24 protein-coding genes are annotated in these 22,524 nt (G+C 61.2%); 16 read left to right on the top strand and 8 right to left on the bottom strand.

Translation table 11 applies throughout. The features are described from left to right. Nucleotides 1-77: 77 nt before the first annotated feature. Together ACXAHG_RS21305 and ACXAHG_RS21300 are read right to left on the bottom strand one after the other, a co-directional pair. Entirely contained in the window at nt 78-1,082 is a 1,005-nt protein-coding gene (locus ACXAHG_RS21305; protein WP_475060545.1) for a GlxA family transcriptional regulator, read from the bottom strand. A 90-nt stretch (nt 1,083-1,172) separates the two neighbouring features. Then, nucleotides 1,173-2,519 carry an NAD(P)-binding domain-containing protein gene (locus ACXAHG_RS21300; RefSeq protein WP_475060543.1) on the bottom strand — a complete coding sequence of 449 codons (1,347 nt, stop codon included), beginning with the start codon at nt 2,517-2,519 and terminating at the stop codon, nt 1,173-1,175. Between the two features lie 161 nt (nt 2,520-2,680). On the opposite strand from ACXAHG_RS21300, the gene ACXAHG_RS21295 reads away from it, so the two are divergent. Next, nucleotides 2,681-3,982 carry an ABC transporter substrate-binding protein gene (locus ACXAHG_RS21295; protein ID WP_475039724.1) on the top strand — a complete coding sequence of 434 codons (1,302 nt, stop codon included), beginning with the start codon at nt 2,681-2,683 and terminating at the stop codon, nt 3,980-3,982. A gap of 6 nt (nt 3,983-3,988) precedes the next feature. Here ACXAHG_RS21295 and ACXAHG_RS21290 read toward each other — a convergent pair whose 3' ends face one another. Then, nucleotides 3,989-4,714: a FadR/GntR family transcriptional regulator gene (locus ACXAHG_RS21290; RefSeq protein ID WP_475039722.1), complete on the bottom strand. Its 726-nt coding sequence runs from the start codon at nt 4,712-4,714 to the stop codon at nt 3,989-3,991. A gap of 481 nt (nt 4,715-5,195) precedes the next feature. On the opposite strand from ACXAHG_RS21290, the gene ACXAHG_RS21285 reads away from it, so the two are divergent. The 7 genes from ACXAHG_RS21285 (at nt 5,196) to ACXAHG_RS21255 (ending at nt 11,316) form a co-directional block, all read left to right on the top strand. After that, nucleotides 5,196-6,485 carry an ABC transporter substrate-binding protein gene (locus ACXAHG_RS21285; protein ID WP_475039720.1) on the top strand — a complete coding sequence of 430 codons (1,290 nt, stop codon included), beginning with the start codon at nt 5,196-5,198 and terminating at the stop codon, nt 6,483-6,485. A 75-nt stretch (nt 6,486-6,560) separates the two neighbouring features. Then, nucleotides 6,561-7,430 carry a branched-chain amino acid ABC transporter permease gene (locus ACXAHG_RS21280; RefSeq protein ID WP_475033294.1) on the top strand — a complete coding sequence of 290 codons (870 nt, stop codon included), beginning with the start codon at nt 6,561-6,563 and terminating at the stop codon, nt 7,428-7,430. Continuing rightward, nucleotides 7,423-8,403, top strand: a complete 981-nt coding sequence (locus tag ACXAHG_RS21275; protein WP_475039719.1) for a branched-chain amino acid ABC transporter permease — start codon at nt 7,423-7,425, stop codon at nt 8,401-8,403. Before ACXAHG_RS21280 ends, ACXAHG_RS21275 begins: the two co-directional genes overlap by 8 nt. After that, nucleotides 8,400-9,167 (top strand): ABC transporter ATP-binding protein, encoded by a 768-nt coding sequence (locus ACXAHG_RS21270; RefSeq protein WP_475039717.1) that lies wholly within the window; start codon nt 8,400-8,402, stop codon nt 9,165-9,167. The genes ACXAHG_RS21275 and ACXAHG_RS21270 overlap by 4 nt, the downstream gene beginning before the upstream one ends. After that, a complete protein-coding gene (locus ACXAHG_RS21265; RefSeq protein WP_475039715.1) occupies nt 9,157-9,864 on the top strand; it encodes an ABC transporter ATP-binding protein in 708 nt (235 codons plus the stop codon). Before ACXAHG_RS21270 ends, ACXAHG_RS21265 begins: the two co-directional genes overlap by 11 nt. Then, nucleotides 9,815-10,420, top strand: a complete 606-nt coding sequence (locus ACXAHG_RS21260; protein ID WP_475060540.1) for a tetratricopeptide repeat protein — start codon at nt 9,815-9,817, stop codon at nt 10,418-10,420. The genes ACXAHG_RS21265 and ACXAHG_RS21260 overlap by 50 nt, the downstream gene beginning before the upstream one ends. Nucleotides 10,421-10,659: 239 nt before the next feature. After that, nucleotides 10,660-11,316 (top strand): helix-turn-helix domain-containing protein, encoded by a 657-nt coding sequence (locus tag ACXAHG_RS21255; protein WP_475039713.1) that lies wholly within the window; start codon nt 10,660-10,662, stop codon nt 11,314-11,316. 286 nt (nt 11,317-11,602) lie between these two features. Here the strand turns inward: ACXAHG_RS21255 and ACXAHG_RS21250 are convergent, their stop codons facing one another. From ACXAHG_RS21250 to ACXAHG_RS21235, 4 genes are all read right to left on the bottom strand, one after another. After that, nucleotides 11,603-12,646 (bottom strand): heme-dependent oxidative N-demethylase family protein, encoded by a 1,044-nt coding sequence (locus tag ACXAHG_RS21250; RefSeq protein WP_475060537.1) that lies wholly within the window; start codon nt 12,644-12,646, stop codon nt 11,603-11,605. Nucleotides 12,647-12,657: 11 nt separating this feature from the next. Next, the gene (locus ACXAHG_RS21245; RefSeq protein ID WP_475060535.1) at nt 12,658-13,623 is read right to left on the bottom strand and encodes a PDR/VanB family oxidoreductase; all 966 of its coding nucleotides are present in this window, start codon (nt 13,621-13,623) and stop codon (nt 12,658-12,660) included. After that, nucleotides 13,620-14,231 (bottom strand): dimethylamine monooxygenase subunit DmmA family protein, encoded by a 612-nt coding sequence (locus ACXAHG_RS21240; protein ID WP_475060532.1) that lies wholly within the window; start codon nt 14,229-14,231, stop codon nt 13,620-13,622. The genes ACXAHG_RS21245 and ACXAHG_RS21240 overlap by 4 nt, the downstream gene beginning before the upstream one ends. A 72-nt stretch (nt 14,232-14,303) precedes the next feature. Further along, nucleotides 14,304-15,449, bottom strand: a complete 1,146-nt coding sequence (locus ACXAHG_RS21235) for an aminomethyl transferase family protein (protein WP_475039707.1) — start codon at nt 15,447-15,449, stop codon at nt 14,304-14,306. Nucleotides 15,450-15,601: 152 nt separating this feature from the next. On the opposite strand from ACXAHG_RS21235, the gene ACXAHG_RS21230 reads away from it, so the two are divergent. The 7 genes from ACXAHG_RS21230 to glnT all read left to right on the top strand — a co-directional run bounded on the left by ACXAHG_RS21230 (nt 15,602) and on the right by glnT (nt 22,076). Next, nucleotides 15,602-15,805 (top strand): hypothetical protein, encoded by a 204-nt coding sequence (locus tag ACXAHG_RS21230; protein ID WP_475060530.1) that lies wholly within the window; start codon nt 15,602-15,604, stop codon nt 15,803-15,805. Between the two features lie 198 nt (nt 15,806-16,003). Beyond that, nucleotides 16,004-17,377 carry an ammonium transporter gene (locus ACXAHG_RS21225; protein ID WP_475039706.1) on the top strand — a complete coding sequence of 458 codons (1,374 nt, stop codon included), beginning with the start codon at nt 16,004-16,006 and terminating at the stop codon, nt 17,375-17,377. 11 nt (nt 17,378-17,388) lie between these two features. Beyond that, nucleotides 17,389-17,604, top strand: coding sequence for a hypothetical protein (locus ACXAHG_RS21220; RefSeq protein ID WP_475039704.1), 216 nt, complete (start codon nt 17,389-17,391; stop codon nt 17,602-17,604). Between the two features lie 133 nt (nt 17,605-17,737). Beyond that, nucleotides 17,738-18,634 (top strand): class II glutamine amidotransferase, encoded by an 897-nt coding sequence (locus ACXAHG_RS21215; protein ID WP_475060527.1) that lies wholly within the window; start codon nt 17,738-17,740, stop codon nt 18,632-18,634. A 1-nt stretch (nt 18,635) separates the two neighbouring features. Beyond that, on the top strand, nt 18,636-19,319 hold the full coding sequence (locus tag ACXAHG_RS21210) for a protein GlxC (protein ID WP_475039702.1): 684 nt from the start codon (nt 18,636-18,638) through the stop codon (nt 19,317-19,319). Between the two features lie 17 nt (nt 19,320-19,336). Further along, nucleotides 19,337-20,668: an FMN-binding glutamate synthase family protein gene (locus ACXAHG_RS21205; protein WP_475039700.1), complete on the top strand. Its 1,332-nt coding sequence runs from the start codon at nt 19,337-19,339 to the stop codon at nt 20,666-20,668. A 76-nt stretch (nt 20,669-20,744) separates the two neighbouring features. Continuing rightward, nucleotides 20,745-22,076: a type III glutamate--ammonia ligase gene (gene glnT / locus ACXAHG_RS21200; protein ID WP_475039698.1), complete on the top strand. Its 1,332-nt coding sequence runs from the start codon at nt 20,745-20,747 to the stop codon at nt 22,074-22,076. A gap of 95 nt (nt 22,077-22,171) precedes the next feature. Here glnT and ACXAHG_RS21195 read toward each other — a convergent pair whose 3' ends face one another. Next, complete coding sequence (locus ACXAHG_RS21195) at nt 22,172-22,366, bottom strand: hypothetical protein (protein WP_475060524.1); 195 nt, start codon at nt 22,364-22,366, stop codon at nt 22,172-22,174. Between ACXAHG_RS21195 and ACXAHG_RS21190 the strand changes: the two genes are divergently transcribed. Continuing rightward, nucleotides 22,365-22,524 (top strand): formate--tetrahydrofolate ligase (locus ACXAHG_RS21190; RefSeq protein WP_475057551.1); only part of this gene is annotated, 160 nt, incomplete at its 3' end. The genes ACXAHG_RS21195 and ACXAHG_RS21190 overlap by 2 nt on opposite strands.

Genomic DNA, 22,524 nt, shown 5'->3' with positions numbered 1-22,524 from the left:
GGCAAGATGAAAAGCAGGCAGAAAAGCAGCCGCGGACTATCCTGCGGCTGCCATGGTTTGCTGGGAAGGACTGCGGATCAGACCGACGGGATCGGGCGGTTGTCCTGGACCCGGAACAGGTTCACCTTGCGGCGTTCCTCCTGCGGGGTGACGCCGAAGCTTTCGCGGTAGTGCTGCGACAGGGTGGAGGAAGTGGCGTAGCCCACCGCATTGGCGATCGAGGTGATCGAGTCACGGGAATACATCACCAGCTGCCGCGCCGCGTTCATCCGCAGGGTGCGGTAGTAGATTGCCGGGCTTTGGCCGGTGGCGGATTTGAAGCTGCGCTCCAGCTGTCGCGGCGAGACGCCGATCGTGCTGGCGGCATCACGGATCGAGACCGGGTGCTCGAGGTTGTCGGCGAACAGCTCAACCGCCTTGGCAACCGGCGGCGGCAGGCTGTCGGCCGTGCTGTCGGTCTTGAAGGCAGGGATCTTCTGGCGCACACCCTCGGCGCGGACCATCGGGTGCTGGAACCAGCAGGCAACCTCGGTCATCACCGCGTCGCCCAGGGCCTGTTCGATCAGTTTCAATGACAGGTCGAACATCGCTGCGGCGCCACTGGCGGTATAGCGGCGGCGGTCCAGCACGATCACGTCGTCAGTGGTGGCAAGCGAGGGGAATTCTGCACTGAAGGCGGCCTTGTAGCACCAGTGGACCGAACAGCTGTGGCCGTCCAGCAGGCCGGAGCGAGCCAGCGGGAAGACGCCGCCCGAGACCGCACCCATCTTGGTGCCATGGCGGGCCAGGTGGCGCAGCTTGCCGTTGGAGGCCTTGGGGTCCTCGAACTTGCCCTGCGGGCTGGACAGGAGAAACAGGGTGTCGATCTCTTCGGCCTGATCCAGCGAGCAATCGGGCTGGAAGGCGACATTGGCGGAGGCGTTCACGCTGGCGCCGGCCTCGGACACAAGTTTCCATCGGAAGGTTTCAGTGCCGGCAATTTCATTTGCCGCGCGCAGGGGTTCGATGGCCGAGGTCAGGCAGGCCATTGGAAAGCCGGGGAAAATCAGGAAGCCGAGAGTCATGTTATTGCCGCGCTGCATGAGGTGGATATTAGCTTGCGAAAGAAGATTCGCACAGCAGCGAAGGGGGCCTGCGCCGCACAGGAAGGGAAACGGCGCAGGCGGATCTGCTTAGTTCTGCAGATATACTTCCAGCGTGTCGTCCAGGGCGTCCTTCCACGGGGTGTGGTGCACAGGTGCCATGGTGCCGGTGATGACCGATTTATAGGAGTTGTTGCGGAAGGCCATGATGTCCTCCGCCTTGTGCCCCTTCCACTCAAAGAAGGCCTGGCAGGCGCCAGCCACATCGAAGGTCGGGTAGTCGGTCTCTTCGATCAATTCCAGCACATAGTCGCCCTGGTATTTGATCGCGTATTTGACGTCCGGCGAGGCTTCTTCACGCTCTTCGCGCTCCTTGACATCGGCCAGAAGGGCCGCCTTGTCCGAGGGGATTTCGATCTTGCCCATGATTGCATCGCGGACCCACCAGGCCTGGGCGTCGAACATGTTGAAGGTGAACCACTGGTCCTGCATGCCCAGATAGAACATCTTGGGGTTATGGGCATAGACCACGCCCTTATACAGATCGGCAGTGGCCAGGCGGTTGGCGGTCTTCAGGCGCAGATCGTCCGGCAGGAAATTGAAATAGTGCTTGTAACCGGTGCAGAGGATGATCGCGTCGACTTCTTTCTGGGTGCCGTCCACAAAGGTTGCGGTGTTGCCGCTGACCGACTCCAGCGCCGGAACCTCGTCCCAGTTTTCCGGCCATTTGAAGCCCATTGGCTCAGTCCGGTAGGAGGTGGTGATCGACTTGGCGCCGTATTTCCAGCACTGGGAGCCGATGTCTTCGGCCGAATATGAGGCGCCGAGGATTAGGATGTCCTTGCCTGCGAATTCGCGGGCATCGCGGAAGTCATGGGCGTGCAGGACGCGGCCGTTGAAAGTGTCGAAACCGGGGTAGAACGGCACGTTCGGGGTTGAGAAGTGGCCCGAGGCGCAGATCACGTGGTCGAAGTCTTCCTTGTAGGTGCTGTCCTTGGCGTGGTCGTGCACGGTGACGGTGAAATTGCCCTTGTCCTCGTTGTATTCCACCCAGCGGATCGGAGAGTTGAAGCGGATCCACTTGCGCACGTCCGCCTTCTTTACCCGGCCTTCGATATAGTCGAACAGCACGGCGCGGGGCGGGTAGGATGCGATCTGCTTGCCGAAGTGCTCCTCGAACGAATAGTCGGCAAATTCCAGGCCCTCCTTGGGGCCGTTGGACCACAGGTAGCGGTACATCGAGCAGTGCACCGGTTCGCCGTTTTCATCCAGGCCGGTGCGCCAGGTGTAGTTCCACAGGCCGCCCCAGTTGTCCTGCTTTTCAAAGCAGACGATGTCGGGGATCTCTTCCCCCTTGTTGGCAGCGGATTGGAATGCGCGCAGCTGGGCCAGGCCCGAGGGGCCGGCGCCGATAATGGCAATGCGTTTCTTGGTCATGTGGCTCTCCCATTGGTTCAGACCAATGTCTTTATTTGGTTCATTTGGTCTGGTCCAAATAGGTCCAAATCTGCACCAATAAGTCAACAATTTTTCACGGGTGGAATAATTTTCTGCGCGATTGGACTGGAAGCGCTTTGTTTTCTTGGTAGGATTTATTCATGAAGACGACGAGTTTTGCGCATCAGCTGACCGCACGCGCGGCGCTGCCCCGGCTGTCGGTGGGGATGACAGAATCAGTGAACATTGGCTTTCTGGGTCCGCTTTCGGGCCGGGTGGAGAGCTGGGGGCTGCCCGGATTGAATGGCTGCCGGATCTGGGAGGACGGGTTGAATCAGGCCGGCGGGGTGCTGATCGGCGGCCGCCGTTATCCGATCCGCATCCATTCCTACGACTGCGGTTACAACCCGGACCGGGCGTTGGAAGGCGCGATGGAACTGGTGCAGAAGCACGACGTCAAGCTGATGCTGATGCTGGGCGGCGATACCTTTGCGCCGGTGCAGGACCTGCTGATGCGCAACAAGGTGCTGACCTCGACCCTGCTGCCCACCGATCTGTCACCGGACACACCCTATCTGATTGCCCCCAGCGAGGCGCATCCGATACAGAACGTGACTGGTGTCGCCTGGCTGGCGGAGAAACGGCCGGAGCTGAAGACCGTTGCCCTATGCAGCCAGATGGACCTGCTGGGGCTGCCGACGCAGGCGGTCTACAGGGCGGCGTTCAAGGCAGCGGGCAAGAAGATCCTGCGTGAAGTGCAATATGATGCGCGCTCAATGGATCCGGGGCCGGTGGTGGACCCGATGCTGGAGAGCGGCGCCGATATCCTGTGCTGGTGCTCGTCCTACACGCCGATGGTGCATGCGATGACCGAATACGCCTATGCCAAAGGGTTCAAGGGCCAGATCATCAGTTGCACCATGGACGGGTATGACAAGCTGGTGGCGAAGACGTCTGAAGACTTCATGGAAGGGGTATTGTTCCAGTTCCCGGACTTTGACGATCCGCTGCTGCGGGAGAAGGCGTTTTTCTTCAATCAGCCGCACACGTTTTATGAGGAATACAACCGCCGCTTCCCGGGCACTTGGTCAGCGGTGAGCTGGGAATATGTGGCAATCCTGGACATTTGGCATAGCGCGGTCGAGAAGGCCGGGTCGGTTGAGTCCCCGTCAGTTCTGGCGGCGATGAAGCAGCTGGGGCATGTCACCCATGCCTTTGGCCATGCGGAATGGTGGGGTGAGGAAATCTTTGGTATTTCTAACGCCTTGGTTGGGGACTGGCCGGTTGTCACCATCCAGGAGGGCAAGGCGCGGATTGCCGGGTTCAAGTCGATCCCGGCCTGGCTGGCGCAGCATTCGAACCTGCTGAAGGCGGAAATGGCCGCACTGGGGCAGCTGTGGCACCAGCGGCTGGAAAGCGCGGTGCCCGGCAATGAGGCCAGTTCGCGCGCGGTCCTGGGGTAACTTGCCTCAGACTTCCTGCAGCAGCAGCTTCTGTTCGTCGATCAGGTGCAGCTTTATGAATTCCACCGCCGATTCCACATCGCGCGAGGCGATGGCATTGAACAGGGTGTTATAGCGCTTCTGGTAGTCCTGCATCCGCTGCGGCGTCAGGTGGCGGCGGCGCAGGGCGGTGCGGTAGGACAGGCGGCAGGCCTCGATCGTCAGCTCGTAGCAGGAGTGCAGCAGCGGATTGCCGGAGCCCTCGGCGATCTTGCGGTAGAGATCTTCCTCCGCCTCGATAAAGGCGTCCGTGTCGGTGCGCACCGCCTCGATGCGGGAGAGGATCTCGTCCAGCTCCTCGATCTGGCGCGGTGTCATGTTGATCACCGCCAGGCGGATCAGCTCCGGCTCCAGGATGCCGCGCACCACCAGATGGTCCAGCGGCGAGACTTCCTTGGCCAGGGTGGAATACGACGCTTCGGGCTTGGGGTCGGAGCGGAATTTGACAAAGCTGCCGGAGCCCGGGCGGCGGTGGATCACCTCCTGCGCCGCCAATACATCCAGCGCCTCGCGCACGGTGTTGCGGGCGACACCCAGTTCGGAGGCCAGGGTGCGCTCAGACGGCAGCCTTGTGTCGACCGGATAGGTGCCGGATTTGATGCGGGCAAACAAAGTGTCGATCACCACCTGTACGGTGGCGCCCACCGAATGGGTGGTCAGGATCTGCGACGTGGTCTCTTCCGCTGAGCTCATAAATCTGGTTTTCCCGGCCGGCTGAGCGGGGGAATCCCCTGCTCCTGGTCATAGCAACAGAGGTGCCAATACCGGCTTTGGAGGCCATTTTGCAACCATCTGACGCAGCTGTGATTGGCTTTCAGCCTACCGGTTTCTGCGCCAGACGGCAAGAAAGTTGAAGAAATTGGTCCAAAAATTGGCTTTCTGGTTGCTTTGTTAAGGTGAGTGGTAAGGTTATGTTTTGGTGACGTTTTTAGGGCCTTACTTGCCGCATTATTGCGCAGATGGTCCTATTTTGGTGCCTTTTCGGTCTGGAAAGTGAAAGAAAATTTCTTGACGGTGAACCATGTGGCTGCCAGCCTTGAGCCGGGATGGGTCCAATTTGGATCAACTGGTTCAGTGACGTTGGGCTGAACCTGCGGGTCCCGCAAGAGGGCTTCATCCCGCAGAACACACCGCCGCAAAAAACAAACAGGCGGGTCCAACATGGGAGACGAAGATGATTTCCAAGATCGTGAAATCGGGGCTGACCCGGCGGACGTTCCTTCATTCGACGGCGGCTGCGGCGATGAGCGCCGGGCTGCCGGGCGCGTCGCTGGCGGCGGGCAGCACCATCAAGATCGGTTTTCTGGCGCCTTTGACCGGTGCGGTGGCGGCCTGGGGCAAGCCCGGGCTGGATGGCTGTCAGATTTGGGCCGAGCGGGTCAATGCCGCGGGCGGCATCAAGCTGGGTGATGGCAGCCATAATGTCGAGTTTGTGGCCTACGACAACGAATACGATCCGGCCAAGGCGCGCACCGGCGCCACCAAGCTGATCCGCGAGGATGGTGTGAGTTTCATCATGATGCTGGGCGGCGATACCTGGCCCGGCGTGCAGCCGGTGGCGGACAAGACCGGCATGCTGTTTTCGACCCTGCTGCCGTCGGACCTGTCGCCGGACACCAATACGCTGATTGCACCGGCAGAGGTGCATCCGATCTACAATGTCACAGGGGTGGATTGGCTGGCCGAAAACAAGCCGGAGCTGAAGACCGCGGTGATGTGCGCGCAGGATGACGCGCTGGGGCTGCCTTCGGTGGCGACCTACCTGGCGGCGTTCGAGGCGGCGGGCATCGAGATGCTGGACGCGCCGCTGCTGTTCGACCCCGCGACCACCGATTTTGCGCCGGTTGTGACCCGGTTGATCAGCAAGAACCCGGATATCGTTTGCCTGGACACCTGCTACAGCGATTATGTGCATCCGATTGTCGAACAGCTGTTCCAGCAGGGATTCACGGGGCAGATCATCTCTTGCACCGCGGATTTCTACGACCAGATGATCGCCAAGACCTCGGAGGAGTTCATGGAAGGCTTTGTCTTCCAATTCCCGGATTTTGATGATCCGGCGCTGAATGGCAGCAATATCAATTTCACCGATCCGAACGGGTTCTATGAGGAATTCAATACCCGCCACCCGGGCCAATGGGGCGCGGTGAGCTGGGAATATGCCTCGATCATGGATCTGTGGAAGGCCGCGGCGGAAAAGGCCGGGTCGGCCAGCCCGGATGCGGTGGCAGCTGCAATGAAGGACGGCAAGGGTAAGCACGCCTTTGGCAACGCCGATTGGTGGGGCACCGAACTGTTCGGCATCGACAATGCGCTGGTCGGCGATTGGCCGGTGGTGGCGATTGAGAGCGGCAAGGCCCGGATCAAGGATTTCCGGTCAATCCCTGACTGGTACGCCAAGCACGGCGACCTGCTGGTCAAGCATATGAAGGCCTATGACCAGATGTGGGATCAGCGCAGCTGACCTTTCAGGCTGGCAATCAGGCGGTGCGGGAGATGTCCCCGCACCGCGGGACCGACTGAATAAAGAGACAATCCAATGCTGGACCTTTTGGCGCAGACCGGCCTCAACGCCGTGTATGCTGCGAGCTATATTTCCCTTGTTGCTGTGGGACTTGTGCTGATTTTTGGTGTCATGGGAGTGATCAATTTTGCCCATGGCGAACTGTTCATGGCGGGTGCTTATGCGATTGTGGCGCTGTATGCCGGGCTGAATGTGCCGTTCTTTCTGGCCGTGGCGGCGGGGCTGTTGTTTGTGGGCTGTCTGGGCCTGTTGATGGAGCGGGCGCTGTTCCGGCCGTTGAAGGATAACCCCCTGGGCGGGCTGGTGGCCTCGATCGGGTTTTTGATGATCCTGCAGGCGCTGGCGGTGATGGGGTTCGGCGTGCGGATGGTGCATATCCCGCCGGTGACGCAAGAGGTGATTGCGTTTTCAGATAAGGTGCGGCTGCCGGTGGCGCGGCTCTATGTGATCATCGCTGCCATCGTGCTGCTGTCGGCGCTTTGGTACTTTTTGAAACGGACCAAATTCGGCTGGGCCTTGCGCGCCTCGGCGCAGGATCCCGAGGCTGCGGCGCTGCAGGGGATTTCGATCACCCAGACCGCCAGGATCGCCATGTTCATTGGTGCGGGGCTGGCGGGGATAGCGGGCGCGCTGACCGCGCCGCTGGTCTCGGTCAACCCGCATATGGGGCATTCGGTGATTGTTACCGCATTCATTGTCATCATCGTCGGCGGAGTCGGCTCCTTGGAGGGCGCCATCGTGGCCTCGGTTGCCTATGCATTGGTGCATACCTTTGTGACTACCTTCTGGGACGGTGTTCTAGCTGACATCGTGGGGCTTTCGCTGATGCTGCTGGTGCTGATCGTCAAGCCGACCGGATTGTTTGGGAGTGCGGATCGTGCCTAAGTTCCTGATCTGGATCGCGGCGCTGGCCGCGCTGATTGCCCTGCCGCATGGGCTCAGCTTTTCGCAGCAGGAAATCCTGGTGTTCCTGACCATCAACGTGCTGCTGGTGGCGAGCTACCGGCTGCTGACCCTGACCGGTGAATGGTCGCTGGCGCATGTGGTGATCATGGGGGTGGGGGCCTATTCCTCGGCCCTGCTGACCAAGAAGCTGGGTGTCTATGTGCCGGTTTCGATGCTGTTGGGGGGCGTGTGTGCGGCGCTGATTGCGGTGCTGTTGTCCTTTCCGCTGTTCCGGATGAAGGGGTTTTACTTTCTGATCGGGTCGTTTGCTGCCGGTGAAATCATCCGCCTGCTGTGGAAACGGTTCCGGGATCCGTTTGGCGGCGCCAAGGGGATCAAGGGGATTGATCCGATGCCGGATTTCTCGGTTGGCTTCTACCAGTTCGATTTCTTTGAGCCGACCTCCTATTACTACTTTGCAGGCGTTGTTGTGGCGGTTTGCCTGTGGGTCCTGTGGCGGATTGAGAAATCGCCGGTCGGTCTCACCTTCCATGCGGTGCATTGGCAGGACAAGCTGGCGCAGGCCTCGGGCGTGAATGTGCGGGCCTACCGGACGCTGGCCTTTGCCATTGCCTCGGGCTTTGCCGGCATCTCCGGCGCGCTGCTGGCGCATTACGTGGGCACCATCAATCCCAACGCCTTTGACATCGACCTGATGGTCTTTGTGCTGACCTGGGCAATTGTCGGCGGCACCGCGACTTTCTATGGCCCGATCCTGGGCTGCGTGGTGCTGACGGTGATCAATGAGGTTGTGCTGCGCGAGCTGGGGCTCGAGCAGATGCGGCCGTTGATCTATGGCGCCATAATGATCCTGTCGATCCTGTTCCTGCCAAATGGCTTGGAAAGCATCGTGCAGAAACTCACCAAAAGACGCGCCGCAGATGGCGCGCCGGAACGGAGCCCGGCAGAATGAGTGATTTTCTTGAAGTCAAAGACCTGACTATGCGGTTTGGCGGGTTGGTTGCGGTAGACAGCCTGTCGTTCAAGGTGGCGCATGGTTCGATCCATGGTCTGATCGGCCCGAATGGGGCGGGAAAGACCACGACGTTCAACATGATCTCAGGCTTTTACACGCCGACATCGGGGCAGGTGCTGCTGCGGGGCGAGGATATCTCCGGCCTGCAGATGCATGACGTGGCCCGGCGCGGGGTGGTGCGGACGTTCCAGCACTCGACTTTGTTTGCTGAGCTGACGGTACTGGAGAATGCGCTGGTTGGCACCCATATGCCATTCCGCCCCAACATCTTTGCCGCGATCATCGGCTGGGACAAGGAAGACCGCAGCGGTGCTGAGGCGCGCGCCAGGGAGGCGCTGGAGTTCTTTGGCTTGGATCATGTGAAGCATGAGCGGGCGGGTGATCTGTCCCACGGTCACCAGCGGGCGCTGGGCATGGCGGTGGCCTATGCCAGTCACCCGGATGTGATCCTGCTGGATGAGCCCTTCACCGGCATGAATCCGGAAGAGACGCGGCAGATGATGGACCTGATGGAGCGTCTGAAGGCGGACGGGATCACCATCCTGATCGTCGAGCATGACATGCAAGCGATCATGGGGCTGTGCGACAACATCACCTGCATGAGCTTTGGCAAGTTCCTGGCCGAAGGCGGCCCGCAGGAGATCCGCAACCATCCGGCGGTGATCGAGGCCTATCTGGGAGGCGCGCGCCATGTTGCTTGAGATGAAGAATATCGCCGTCAACTACGGCAAGATCAACGCCATCCGGAACATCTCGGTCGCGGTGCCGGAGGGCAAGATCGTCACCATCATCGGCGGCAACGGCGCGGGCAAGACCACCACGCTGCGTGCGATGTCGGGGATGCTGCCGATTACCGCGGGCGAGATCACCTTCGAGGGCAAGAGGATCGACCACCTGCCCGCACATAAGGTGGTGGCCAACGGCATTGCCCATGTGCCGGAGGGGCGGCGGATCTTCCCCGATATGACAGTGGAGGAGAACCTGCGCACCGGGGCGTTTCTGCGCAAGGACAAGGATGCGGTCGAGGAGGACTTGGAGGGTGTCTTCACCCGTTTCCCGCGCTTGCGTGAACGGCGCACCCAGATGGCCAAGACCATGTCGGGCGGTGAACAGCAGATGCTTGCCATCGGCCGTGCGCTGATGTCCAAGCCCCGGCTTTTGCTGATGGATGAGCCCTCGATGGGGCTGGCGCCGGTGATTGTCGAGGAGATCGCCCGGATCGTCGAGGAGATCAACGCCAAGGGGCTGTCGGTGGTCTTGGTCGAACAGAACGCCGAATTGGCGCTGGAACTGGCCGATTACGCCTATGTCCTGGAAACCGGAAATGCAGCAATGGAGGGTCCTGCAGATGAGCTTCACGGCAATGAACACGTCCGCGCCGCGTATCTGGGGCTCTAGGCGGGACGCGGAAATGCGGGTCGCGCGCGAGGCTGGATGGTCGCGCGCCGACCTGATCTGGGAGCGGCTGATGGAGCGGGCAGTGGCAGTGGCCGGTGCGCACAGGCGCAAGGCAATGCGGCTGTTCCGCCTGGCAGATCTGCTGGCGCGGGTTGCCTTTCCAGCCGCCGATCTGCGCCGCGCGTCTGCGCCTGCGAACCTGGCCGTGCTGCAGTTCCGGGCGGGCGCGCTTGAAGAAGCTGAGAAGCTGCAGGCTCGCGCTTTGCGGGTCTGGGCCGGGGCTGACGTGCAGGTTGCAGTGATGCAGATTGCGCCGCGCAGCCGGTCGTCCCTGTTTCATCTGCGGATGGAGGCGCTGCACCGGGAGACCTATCACGGCAACCTGAAAACCCGGGTGGGGCGGATCGCAGCGGAAACCGGCGAGACGCTGCGCAACCTGACCTCGGGCCGGGCGGCCTTGCACCGCCACGCTAGCCGCTGGCGCGGCGAGAAGCCTGTGGTGTTTGACGGCAGCCGCAAGGTTCTGGGCGCCAGCCTGCTGCTCTTGGACAGCTGAGAAGAGCCGGGGGGGCTGTCTGGGAGTTGAAACCCGGGTCCGGCGGCCCGGGTTTTGTTGTTTGCCGCTTGGGAGGCGGGGCTGCCAAGCAACAATTTTCTTTCCTGTGGCGGTGGGGGCTTGGGAAAAAGTGGTAATGTCAGTAAAATAATTTTCGCGCGGTTCCTTGCGTCTTGAAAAGTTTTTACGTAATCCCCGCTGCGCGCTTGTCAGAGGCTGTCCATAAGGAAGATAACACAGTGGCTAAACCCAAAGACGATAGCGACGCAGTGGCAAATAACCTTTCTCAAGATCCGCATCGTGTCCGCGAGGGCTCGGAAAAAGTTCTGGAAGTGGCAATTGGCCGTGAGGTCCGGTCGTTCCGGCGTCAGCAGGGGATCACTGTGGCGGATCTGGCCAATCTGACGGGGCTGTCGATCGGGATGCTGTCCAAGATCGAAAACGGCAACACGTCGCCGTCTCTGACCACGCTGCAGCTGCTTGCCAATGCGCTGAGCGTGCCAATCACCTCCTTTTTCCGGCGCTTTGAAGAAAGCCGGGAGGCGGTGCACACGAAATCCGGCGAAGGTGCGGAGACCGAGCGCGCGGGCACCCGGGCCGGGCACCAGTACCAGCTTCTGGGGCATCTGGGTGCCAATGCCTCTGGCGTGATGGTGGAGCCTTACATGATCACCTTGACTGAAGAGTCGGATGTGTTTCCGACCTTCCAGCATGATGGGGTGGAAATGCTCTATATGCTGGAGGGCGAGGTGGATTACCGCCATGGCGACAAGGTGTTTGAATTGAAACCTGGGGATACGCTGTTCTTCGACGCCGACGCGCCGCATGGGCCTGAGGGTCTGGTGAAACTGCCAGCGCGCTACCTGTCGATCATCTCCTACCCGCAGTCGAGCTGATCCGCGCCGCGGGTGCTCCCGCCTGTTTCGGGAACATCTGAAGATGTCCCCGCGCAGTTGGGCGCAGCGCCGCGCGATGCGCGGCGCTGGTGCGTTATGCGGAGAGCTTGCCGTTCGCTGCCCGGCCCAAGGCTGTACAGGGGGCAGGTGCAGCCTGCCGTCTGATGCAGGGGCGGGAATGCCCTCTTCAGTTAAAAAAGAAACTGCCGGAGCCAGGGGCAACGGCAGTCAGTGAGGCGGGCCTAAGTGACAGGGGGTAGGGACGGCCCGCCAGGTCCGCTCGGGATCAATCGTCGGGCCAGATACCGTCCGAAGTTGGTGTGCCGTCGTCATATTGCGAGAGCCACTCCACCATCAGCGGGCGGTTGTCGATGAAGCCCTTATAGGTCGCCAGCTCCTCGGGCAGGTCGCGGATCACCCGGTGCAGGCGTCGGCCCCATTTCGGCACTGTCACCAGATCGTTGAAGCTGATCAGGTAGCAGCGGATCGGGAACACCAGCGCGTTGGAGCGGGGCAGGCGGAAGAAGGTTTGCAGTTCGACCCGAAGGTGCTGTTTGTCGCCGATGTTGTCCATCGTCAGGCCCTGCTTCATCACACCCCATTTGTGGTAGTTCTCGGGGCTGGTGTCCAAAAGCGGGTTGACCGTCATCGTCCAGTTCAGGCGGCGGGCGGGCTGGCCCTGCTGGATATTCAGCAGGAACTTCAGCGCGCGCACGAAGATGCCCATTTCATGCGCCTTCGGTACCGGTGCGTGCCATTCAAAGAAGTTCATGCCGATGTCGAAGTCCAAGCTCCAGTCGGCCTGGGTGGTGACCATTCCGGCATCCATCCACAGGTTGTCGTCGCGCTGGTCCAATACCGCAAAGTCGCCCTGGGTTTGGCGGGTGATGTATTCCATCGGGCCGTAAGGCAGGGTGCTTTCATCGAGGAAGGTGAAGGTGTCGTCGATGCCCAGCGGCTTGTTGATCCAGCGCCAGCGGTTGCCGTCCTTGTGCAGTTCGAACAAGTCCGGGTACTCGCGCGCCTTGGCTTCCATGATCAGCTCGACCAGGTCCCAGCCCGCCAGCGTCATATGCGGCAGCGACTGGCAGCGCAGCGGGTCGTTTGCCAGCACCCGGGCGCGGTCCTTCATTTCCGAGACATAATGCTCGTCCACGTCGAAGGTGCGTTCGAACACCGAGCCGGGCCGGTAGGAGGTGTGCGGCTCCATGTTCACAGAATACATGTAGCTGTCTTCGTGGAACGGGAAGGGGAAGCGCTTGATTGCCCAGTCCGAGTTCTTGAAGGTGAAGTCGCCGTGGAAGGTTTCGTCGTTGAATTGAATGGTCATCTTTCTCTCCCTCAGCGGTCCAGGACCAGGGTTTTGCCTTCAAAGCGTGAAACGCAGGGCATGATGTGCTTGCCGCCTGCCTTCTGCTCATCGGTCAGCCAGTGGTCGTAGTGCAGGAACTTGCCGTCATAGCCGATGACATTGGTCTCGCACTGGCCGCAGGCACCGCCGCGGCAGAGGTAGGGGGCGTCGATGCCGGCCGCTTCCAGCGCTTCCAGCAGCGATTGGTGCTCGCCGACCTGAACCACCTTGTTCGACACGGCGCATTTCACCTCGAACGGCTTGCCGGAAGCGGGGGCGAGGAATTCCTCGGAATGCACGGCCTCGCGCGGCCAGCCCATTTCCTCGGCGGTGCCATGCACCCATTCGATCATACCTTTGGGGCCGCAGACGTAAACATGGGTGCCCAGCGGCTGGTTGGCGAGCAGAGTCCTGAGGTCAATCGCCTCTTTCTGGTCGTCGTGATAGATGTGCACTTTGCCCGGGTAACGGTCTGACAACTCCTTGGCGTAGGTGCCGAGTGATGCGGTGCGGACCGAATAATGCAATTCGAAGTTCCCACCCATCATCGAGAGCTGGTGCATCTGCGCCATGAAGGGGGTGATGCCGATGCCGCCGGCCAGCATAAGGTGCTTGCCTGCGCGCAGGTCCAGCGAGAACAGGTTCACCGGGTTGGAGATCACCATCTCCATGCCCTCTTTCACCTGGGAATGCATGAATTTGGAGCCGCCGCGGCCCTCATCGTCGCGGCGCACCGAGATCATATAGGCGCCGCGGTCAGCCGGGTCGGACATCAGCGAATAGGCGTTGAGCCGGGTGATATCGCCGTCTTGCATCTCCACCACGGTGTGGGCGCCGCCCGAGAAAGTGGGCAGGTCGCCGCCGCCGGTGCGGACGAATTTGAACCGGGTGACCAGATCGTTGATCGGTTTGACCTCAGCCACGGTGACATTCAGTTTTGCGGTGCCAGCACTCATTTGAACAGCTCCACTTTCTCGGGGATATTGCCCGGATCTTCGGCATCCACCCGCACGCCCTGAAAGGCGGCGAGACGGCGCGAATAGTGATCGCGCACAAATAGGCTGAGGCCGCAATGGCTGCATTCAAACGGGTCGGTGGTGACGTCCTCGGTGATGCCCTTGCAGTGCACGCATTGCATGCGCCGCGCGGTGGAGCCGCGGTGCTCGGTCTGGATCGCGGTATGGGGGATGCCGGCGGCGGTGGCCTCGGCCATGGCCTGGCCCATCAGGCTTTCTGTACCTGCGAGGTAGACCTGCGTGCCCATGTGGCAATCCAGCAGGGCGCGGCGGATGCGGGTTTGCGCAGCCTCATAAGAGGGGCCTGCGTAGTATTGGCCTGCACCCAGCTCTTCCAGCTGGCTGCTGTATTTGGTGCCGGTGTCCTTGGGGATGTAGATGATATGGGCCTTGGCCCAGAACGCCGCGTCCGCGGTTTTGGCCAGATCAAGGATCGCCTCGGCGCCTTCGGCATCGGCAATCATCAGGTGGCCGCTGCCGGCGCGGGCTTCAAGCTCGCCGTAGACGGGGCGGCTTTTGATGGAAGGGGGGAATACGGTCTTAGACATGTGGGTCGCTTTTCCTGCAGTCCGGGTGAACGAAAGCGGGCGCCTCCGGGATGGAGACGCCCGGGATCCGGATCAGCCCTTTGCGGTGCGGATCGATTTGTCCTTGTCGTAGAAGGGCATCTCGGCGGCGGTGGCGGCAATCTCGGTGCCGTCGCCGTTGCGCACGGTCAGCTCGGTGCCCGGCTTGGCGCAGGCCACCGGCATCCGCGCGATGCCCACGTTGTGCTTGTTCACGTCGGAATACATGCCGTAGGTGACCACGCCGACTTTTTCACCGTTCTGCAGCAGGTCTGCGCCTTCATCCGCCGGGGTGGTGCCCTCCAGCTGGACGCCGTAGATCTTGAACCGCTCCTTGCCTTCGGCGGCATAGTGGTTCTCGGCGCCGATGAAGCCGGTTTTGCCCGGGGAGACAGTGAATTCGAGGCCCAATTCCCACAGCGTGTCGCCGCAGGGCTCATCGTCGAACGGGTAGGTCTCGGAGTTGTCGCCCGGATAGAACAGCAGGTAGCTTTCGGTGCGCAAGAGGTCGAGGGTGGAGAACTGCACCGGCACGATGCCGAGCCCCGCGCCCTTGTCCAGGATGCTGTCCCAGAGGTGCACGGCATCCTTGGCCTGGCAAAAGATCTCATAGCCGCGCTCACCGGTGTAGCCGGTGCGCGAGATCATCACCGGGCAGCCGAACAGCTTGGTCTGGATGATGCCGAAATAGGCCAAATCACGGATGCCGGGCACGTATTCGGCCAGGAAGTCCACCGCAACGGGGCCCTGCAGCGACATGTCGTGCATGTTGTCGTCAAAGATCACCGAGCAGTTCTTGCCGGCCGCAACCGTGTTCAGCTGCTCCATGCCGGTGCCGGTGCCATGCACCACCAGCCAGCTGTTCACCGACAGGCGGTAGATGATGCAGTCGTCCACGAATTTGCCCTGGTCGTTCAGGATCGAGGCATAGGTTGAGCGGCCCGGCATGATCTTTTCGACGTTGCGGGTGGTGACCCGGTCGATGACCTGTGCCGCGTGCTCGCCCACGACGTGGACTTTCTTCAGGCCGGACACGTCCATCAGGCCGGCCTTGGTGCGGATCGCCTCGTAGTCGGCTTTGGCGCGCTCGGGGGTGTGGTCATAGAACCAGGCGGTTCCCATGCCGTTCCAATCTTCCAGCTCGCCGCCGATTTCCTTGTGGCGCTGCGCCAGTGCTGAAGTCCGCCAGATGATGGCCATTTTGCGTTTCTCCCTATTGGTGCGGACCAAAATTCTTGATTTGGTTCCATTGGTCTGGTCCAGTTAGCCAAGGGAGGAGGCTTCGTGTCAATGATTATTCCTAGCAGGAAAAAGATTTTGCCAAAAATGCCGATTCCGAATGGGTTTGCGGCATGAATTGGCCTGAAATGGTCTTTTTCGACATCAGGCTTGCGGTTGCGGCAGGCTCTGCGCAACCCGTTCCGGGGGAGAATCACAGACAAGTGGTGCCGGAGATTCGCGTGATTCTGTCGCAAATGCGCAGTTGCACCATGGGTTTGGCGGTGGTTGCAGCATGTCGGCGCGGCATGGAACCGGTCCGGGCCGGTTGGCGCTAAGTCTTTGGATGCCGGGGACTTAACTGGTCTGAAAACCGGCAAATAAAAACGCGAAAAGCGGCACCGTGTTCCCTGGGGGTGAACAAATTTTCACATGAAGATTGACAGGTCTGCCCGCCGGAACCCAATAATAATGGAAAATAATATTCCCAAGAGGCAAAAAATGCCCGGGAACACTGCCAACAGGAGGGCAAAACATTGGATGGAAATCTGAACGCGTTAACAACGGTGTTCACCGAGTTCTATTACTGGGTGACCGTTGTCTTCATGTTCCTCATTCACGTGGGGTTCTGCATGTATGAGGTCGGCGCCAGCCGCCACCGCAACCACATGCACACATTGATGAAGAACATCATGATCATTCCGCTGGTCACGGTGACTTTCTTCTTTTTCGGCTGGTGGATCTACTGGGCGTTCCCCAGCTTCCCGTTCTTCGGCGGCCTGAACCATGATGCAGGCGCGGCCAACCTGCCGTGGTCGCAGAACATGGGCACCAACCTCTCAGACCGGATCACCGGCGTGTTCTGGGCGGCGTTCCTGCTGTTCTCCTGGACCGCGGCCTCGATCGTGTCCGGCGCGGTGATTGAGCGGATCCGCTCTTCCGCCCTGTGGGTGCATGCAGTTATGATCGGCTCGGTGTTCTGGATCATCGACGCGGCCTGGGGCTGGCACGCCGAGGGCTGGATGGTGAAATACCTGGGCTATCACGACGCCTATGCCTCCGGTGTGATCCACGCGATTGCCGGCGGTTACGCATTGGGTGTGATCATGGTGCTGGGCCCGCGCCTGGGCAAGTTCGCCGCTGACGGCACTCCGCGCGATATCCCGCCGCATAACCCATGGATGCTGACCATCGGGATCTTCCTGATCTACTCGGGGTTCTGGGGCTTCTATGCCGCTTGCAACATTCCGGTGATCTCGCCGGATGGCATTGGCGGGCTGCTGACCGGCGAAACCTGGACGGCCACCAACATCTATCTGGCGCCGACCTCGCTGTCCGCGATCACCTTCAACTTCCTGATGTCGCTGTCCGGCGGCCTGATGGCGGCCTATGTGGTGTCCAAGGGCGATGCTTTCTGGACCTTCTCCGGCGGTCTGGCGGGCATCATCACAGCCTCTGCCGGCAACGACCTGTACCACCCGATCCAGGCGATGCTGGTCGGCGCGGTTGGTGTCGTGATCGTCTACAAGCTGCACTACTGGGTCGAGCGCACTTTCAAGATCGACGATGCGGTGGGCGCTGTTGCCGTGCATGGCTACTCCGGCATCGTGGGGCTGATCATCGCGGGCTTCCTGCTGTGGGGCGCGCCGAGCTCGCCCTATGAAGGCTATGCCACCGTCAACCCGGTTGGCCAGACCATCGGCGCGGTGATCATGTTTGGCGTGCTGGGCTGGCTGCCCGGGTACGTGATCTCCAAGATGCAGGCCGCTGCTGGCGTGCTGCGGATCCCGGTGGAGGTCGAGCTGCAGGGCCTCGATTACGCTGAACACCATGCCTACGAAGATGCCAAGGCCGAAATCATTGCTGCCGACAAGGCTGCAGTGAACGGCAACGGCGTTCCGGCTGAATAAGGAGAATTGGAATGTCTACGATCGGATACGACAGCTGGGCGGTGGATCTGGCAGAAGTTGGGGCAGTTTACCCCTTTCAAGGATCAGAAGGGCTGATGGTTGTCCTGGGGGTGGTCTTCTGGATCGCCTGGCACCGGATCCAGTTTGTTCGCGAGGGCGCTCATCTGGAGAAGGCTAAGAATATGGGGGACAAGGAGAAAATACACTCCTTGTTGGAGAAATACTGATCCCGACCCAACCAGAGGCGCGCCAGACGGCGCGCCTTTTCTTTCCCTCAAGGGAAAATAAGTTTCATAAGAGTTGAACGGTAGATCGCAAACTGCTAGCGTTGATTCGAGATGAAAAGCAGGAGGCACACCCATGTGCGGGATTGTCGGTCTTTTTCTGAAAGACAAATCACTAGAGCCAAAACTGGGCGATATGCTCACCGATATGCTCATCACCATGACGGACCGCGGTCCTGACAGTGCGGGCATTGCAATCTACGGATCCGAGGCGGACGGGCGCACCAAGCTGACCGTTCAGTCGGACTCGCCGGAGGCTGCCTTTGACGGGCTGGACGGCGCGCTGGCCGAAGCGCTGAGCACCGATGTGTCGATCCGGGTGACCGACACCCACGCGGTGCTGGAGGTGCCCGCTGGCAAAGCCGAAGAAGCGCGCGCCGCATTGGCGGAACTGCGCCCCGGCATGCGTGTCATGAGTGCAGGCGACACCATCGAGATTTACAAGGAAGTGGGTCTGCCCGAGAAAGTTGCAGAGCGTTTCGACGTGCGCGGCATGAGCGGCACCCATGGCATCGGCCATACCCGCATGGCCACTGAATCCGCCGTGACCACCGAGGGCGCACACCCGTTCTCGACCGGATCGGACCAGTGCCTGGTGCACAATGGCTCGCTGTCCAACCACAACTCGCTGCGCCGCAAGCTGCGCCGGGACGGGGTGCGGATCGAAAGCCAGAACGACACCGAGGTGGGCGCAGCCTATCTGACCTGGAAGATGCAGAACGGCGCCACCCTGGGTGAAGCGCTGGAAGGCACCCTGGAAGACCTGGACGGGTTCTTCAACTTCGTGGTGGGCACCAAGGACGGTTTTGGCGTGGTCCGCGACCCGATCGCCTGCAAGCCGGCGGTGATGGCGGAAACCGACCAGTATGTGGCCTTCGGTTCCGAATACCGCGCGCTGGTGAACCTGCCGGGCATTGAAGATGCCAAGGTCTGGGAGCCCGAACCCGCAACCGTTTACTTCTGGAACCACTAAGATGCAGACATATGATCTTGAAGCAAATGGCCTGCGCGGTCTGAACTCCGCCCTGCAGGAATTGAACGGCAGCACTAACAAAACTGCCTGGGAAGTCGTCAACCCCAAGGGCAGCCATGCGATTGCCGTGGGTTTGGACTCGCCGATTGACGTGACCGTCAAGGGCTCGACCGGCTACTACTGCGCCGGCATGAACCAGCAGGCGACCGTGCGCGTCGAAGGGTCTGTTGGCCCCGGTGTGGCTGAAAACATGATGTCCGGCCAGGTGATCGTCGAGGGCGACGCCAGCCAATATGCCGGTGCCACCGGCCACGGCGGCCTGCTGGTGATCAAGGGCAATGCGTCTTCACGCTGCGGCATCTCCATGAAAGGCATCGACATCGTCGTGCACGGCAACATCGGCCACATGTGCGCCTTCATGGCGCAGGCGGGCAACCTGGTTGTCTGCGGCGATGCCGGTGATGCGCTGGGCGACAGCTGCTATGAGGCGCGCCTGTTTGTGCGCGGTTCGGTCAAGAGCCTGGGCGCCGACTGCATCGAGAAAGAGATGCGGCCTGAGCACATCGAGATCCTCAAGGATCTGCTGGAACGCGCGGGCTCCGACGCCAAGCCGGAAGAGTTCAAGCGCTATGGCTCCGCCCGCCAGCTTTACAACTTCGACGTCGACAACGCGCAAGCGTACTAAGGACAGGATCAAAAGGCATGGATAACAAGAACATCCCCCGTACCGAGCCGATCCAGTCGGCGACATTCTCCAACCCGATCAACGCGGAAATCCGCCGCGCGGCAGCCACCGGGATCTATGACATCCGCGGCGGCGGCGCTAAGCGCCGGGTGCCGCATTTCGATGACCTGCTGTTCCTCGGCGCCTCGGTCTCGCGCTATCCGCTGGAAGGCTACCGCGAGAAATGTGAAACCAAGGTGACCCTGGGCACACGTTTCGCCAAGAAGCCGATTGAGCTGGACATTCCGGTCACCATTGCCGGCATGAGCTTTGGCGCGCTGTCGGGCCCCGCGAAAGAGGCCCTGGGCCGCGGCGCATCTGCCGCCGGCACCTCCACCACCACCGGTGACGGCGGCATGACCCCGGAAGAGCGCGGCCATTCCTCCAAGCTGGTTTACCAGTACCTGCCGTCCCGCTACGGCATGAACCCCGATGACCTGCGCAAGGCGGACGCCATCGAGGTTGTGGTCGGTCAGGGCGCTAAGCCCGGCGGTGGCGGCATGCTGCTGGGCCAGAAGATCTCGGACCGGGTTGCGGAAATGCGCTGCCTGCCCAAGGGCATCGACCAGCGTTCCGCCTGCCGCCACCCGGACTGGACCGGCCCGGATGACCTGGAAATCAAGATCCTGGAGCTGCGGGAAATCACCAACTGGGAAAAGCCGATCTATGTGAAGGTTGGCGGCACCCGGCCCTACTATGACACTGCTTTGGCCGTGAAGGCAGGCGCCGATGTTGTGGTGCTGGACGGCATGCAGGGCGGCACGGCCGCTACCCAGGACGTGTTCATCGAACATGTCGGTCTGCCGACGCTGGCCTGTATCCGCCCCGCCGTGCAGGCGTTGCAGGATCTGGGCGTGCACCGCGAAGTGCAGCTGGTGGTCTCTGGCGGCATCCGCACCGGCGCCGACGTGGCCAAGGCGATGGCACTGGGTGCTGACGCGGTGGCCATCGGCACCGCGGCGCTGATCGCGCTGGGCGACAACGACCCGAAATGGGAAAACGAGTACCAGAAGCTGGGCACCACCACCGGCGCCTATGACGACTGGCACGAAGGCCGCGACCCGGCCGGCATTACCACCCAAGACCCGGAGCTGATGAAGCGCTTGGATCCGGCCGAAGCGGGCCGCCGCCTGCGCAACTACCTCAAGGTGATGACGCTAGAGGCGCAGACCATTGCCCGCGCCTGCGGCCACAACCACCTGCACAACCTCGAACCCGAGGATCTGTGCGCCCTGACCATGGAGGCCGCCGCCATGGCGCGCGTGCCGCTGGCCGGCACCGACTGGTACCCGGGTAAGGCAGGGTTCTGAAGTTAAGCGGGGCGCGGCCGGTGACGGTTCGCGCCCCATTTTCGAAATACGTTCAACAGGGAAAGGAAGTAGGACCATGACGACAGATCTGGCTGCTTTCGCAAAAGAAAAAGGCGTTAAATACTTCATGATCTCCTTCACCGACTTGTTCGGTGGCCAGCGCGCCAAACTGGTGCCGGCACAGGCGATCGCGGACATGCAGGAAGACGGGGCCGGCTTTGCCGGTTTTGCCACCTGGCTTGACCTCACACCGGCCCACCCGGACATGCTGGCGGTGCCGGATCCCAACTCGGTGATCCAGCTGCCGTGGAAGCCGGAGGTCGCCTGGGTGGCGGCTGACTGCGTGATGGAAGGCGAGGATGTGGCTCAGGCGCCGCGCAACGTGCTGCGCCGCCTGATCAAGGAGGCTGCGGACGAAGGCCTGCACGTGAAGACCGGCATCGAGGCCGAGTTCTTCCTGCTGACCCCGGACGGAGAGGAAATCTCGGACCCCTTCGATACCGCTGAAAAACCCTGCTATGACCAGCAGGCGGTGATGCGCCGTTATGACGTGGTCCGCGAGATCTGCGACTACATGCTGGAACTGGGCTGGGGCCCGTATCAGAACGACCACGAGGACGCCAACGGCCAGTTCGAGATGAACTGGGAGTTCGACGATGCGCTGTCGACCGCCGACAAGCACAGCTTCTTCAAGTTCATGACTAAATCGGTGGCGGAAAAGCACGGCTACCGCGCGACCTTCATGCCAAAGCCGGTCGAGGGCCTCACCGGCAACGGCTGCCACGCGCATATCTCGGTCTGGGACGCACCGGGCAAAGATGCCCGCACCAACGTCTTTGCCGGTGAAAAGGGCGCGGGCCAGATTGCCGAGCTGGGCCTGTCGGAGCAGGGCGGCTGGTTCCTGGGCGGCATCATGAAGCACGCCTCAGCCCTGGCGGCGATCACCAACCCCACGGTGAACTCCTACAAGCGCATCAATGCGCCGCGCACCATGTCGGGCGCGACCTGGGCGCCGAACACCGTGACCTGGACCGGCAACAACCGCACTCACATGGTGCGCGTTCCAGGCCCCGGCCGGTTTGAACTGCGCCTGCCGGATGGTGCTGTGAACCCCTATCTGCTGCAGGCGGTGATCATCGCGGCCGGCCTCTCCGGTGTCCGCTCCAAAGCCGACCCTGGCCCGCGTCACGACATCGACATGTACGCCGAAGGCCACACCATCACCGACGCGCCGAAACTGCCGCTCAACATGCTGGATGCGCTGCGCTTCTACGACAAGGACGATGGTCTGAAGGCAATGATGGGCGAGGAGTTCTCGGCCGCTTACCTGAAGATGAAGGAGCAAGAGTGGAGCTCCTTTGTGAACCACTTCTCCCGCTGGGAAAAAGAGAACACGCTGGACATCTGATTCCCCTGTCCGGTCTTCGGGCTGGACTACGCACGGCCCGGGCATTGCCCGGGCCTCTTTTGTTTGCGGCAGGCTTTGCCGCATATGCGCCGTCTTCACCCGGGGTGAAATTCCGCCAGTTTCTGATCCGCGGCAGAAACAGCAAAATCCCCCTGTTTTTCAGGAAAATCCGCGCAAGAATGTGTTGACGTGTAGGAAAAATATTTAATTAATAGGAATATATCTTGCCTCGCGGGGATCATCAGCAGCGGGGCGTGAACCGGAACGGATGGCAGCAGGGAGACGGCCATGAGCTACAAGAGTGACATTGAGATTGCGCGTGAAGCGCAGAAGAAGCCGATCCAGGAGATTGGCGCTAAGATCGGGATTTCGAACGACGATCTGCTGCCCTACGGCCATGACAAGGCGAAGGTGTCGCAGAGCTTCATCAACTCCGTTCAGGACAAGG

It is taken from the genome of Leisingera sp. ABD4_442 (assembly GCF_056160905.1).
Note: the sequence above shows the minus strand (reverse complement) of the source record. Positions and strands in the feature narration are given on the sequence as shown.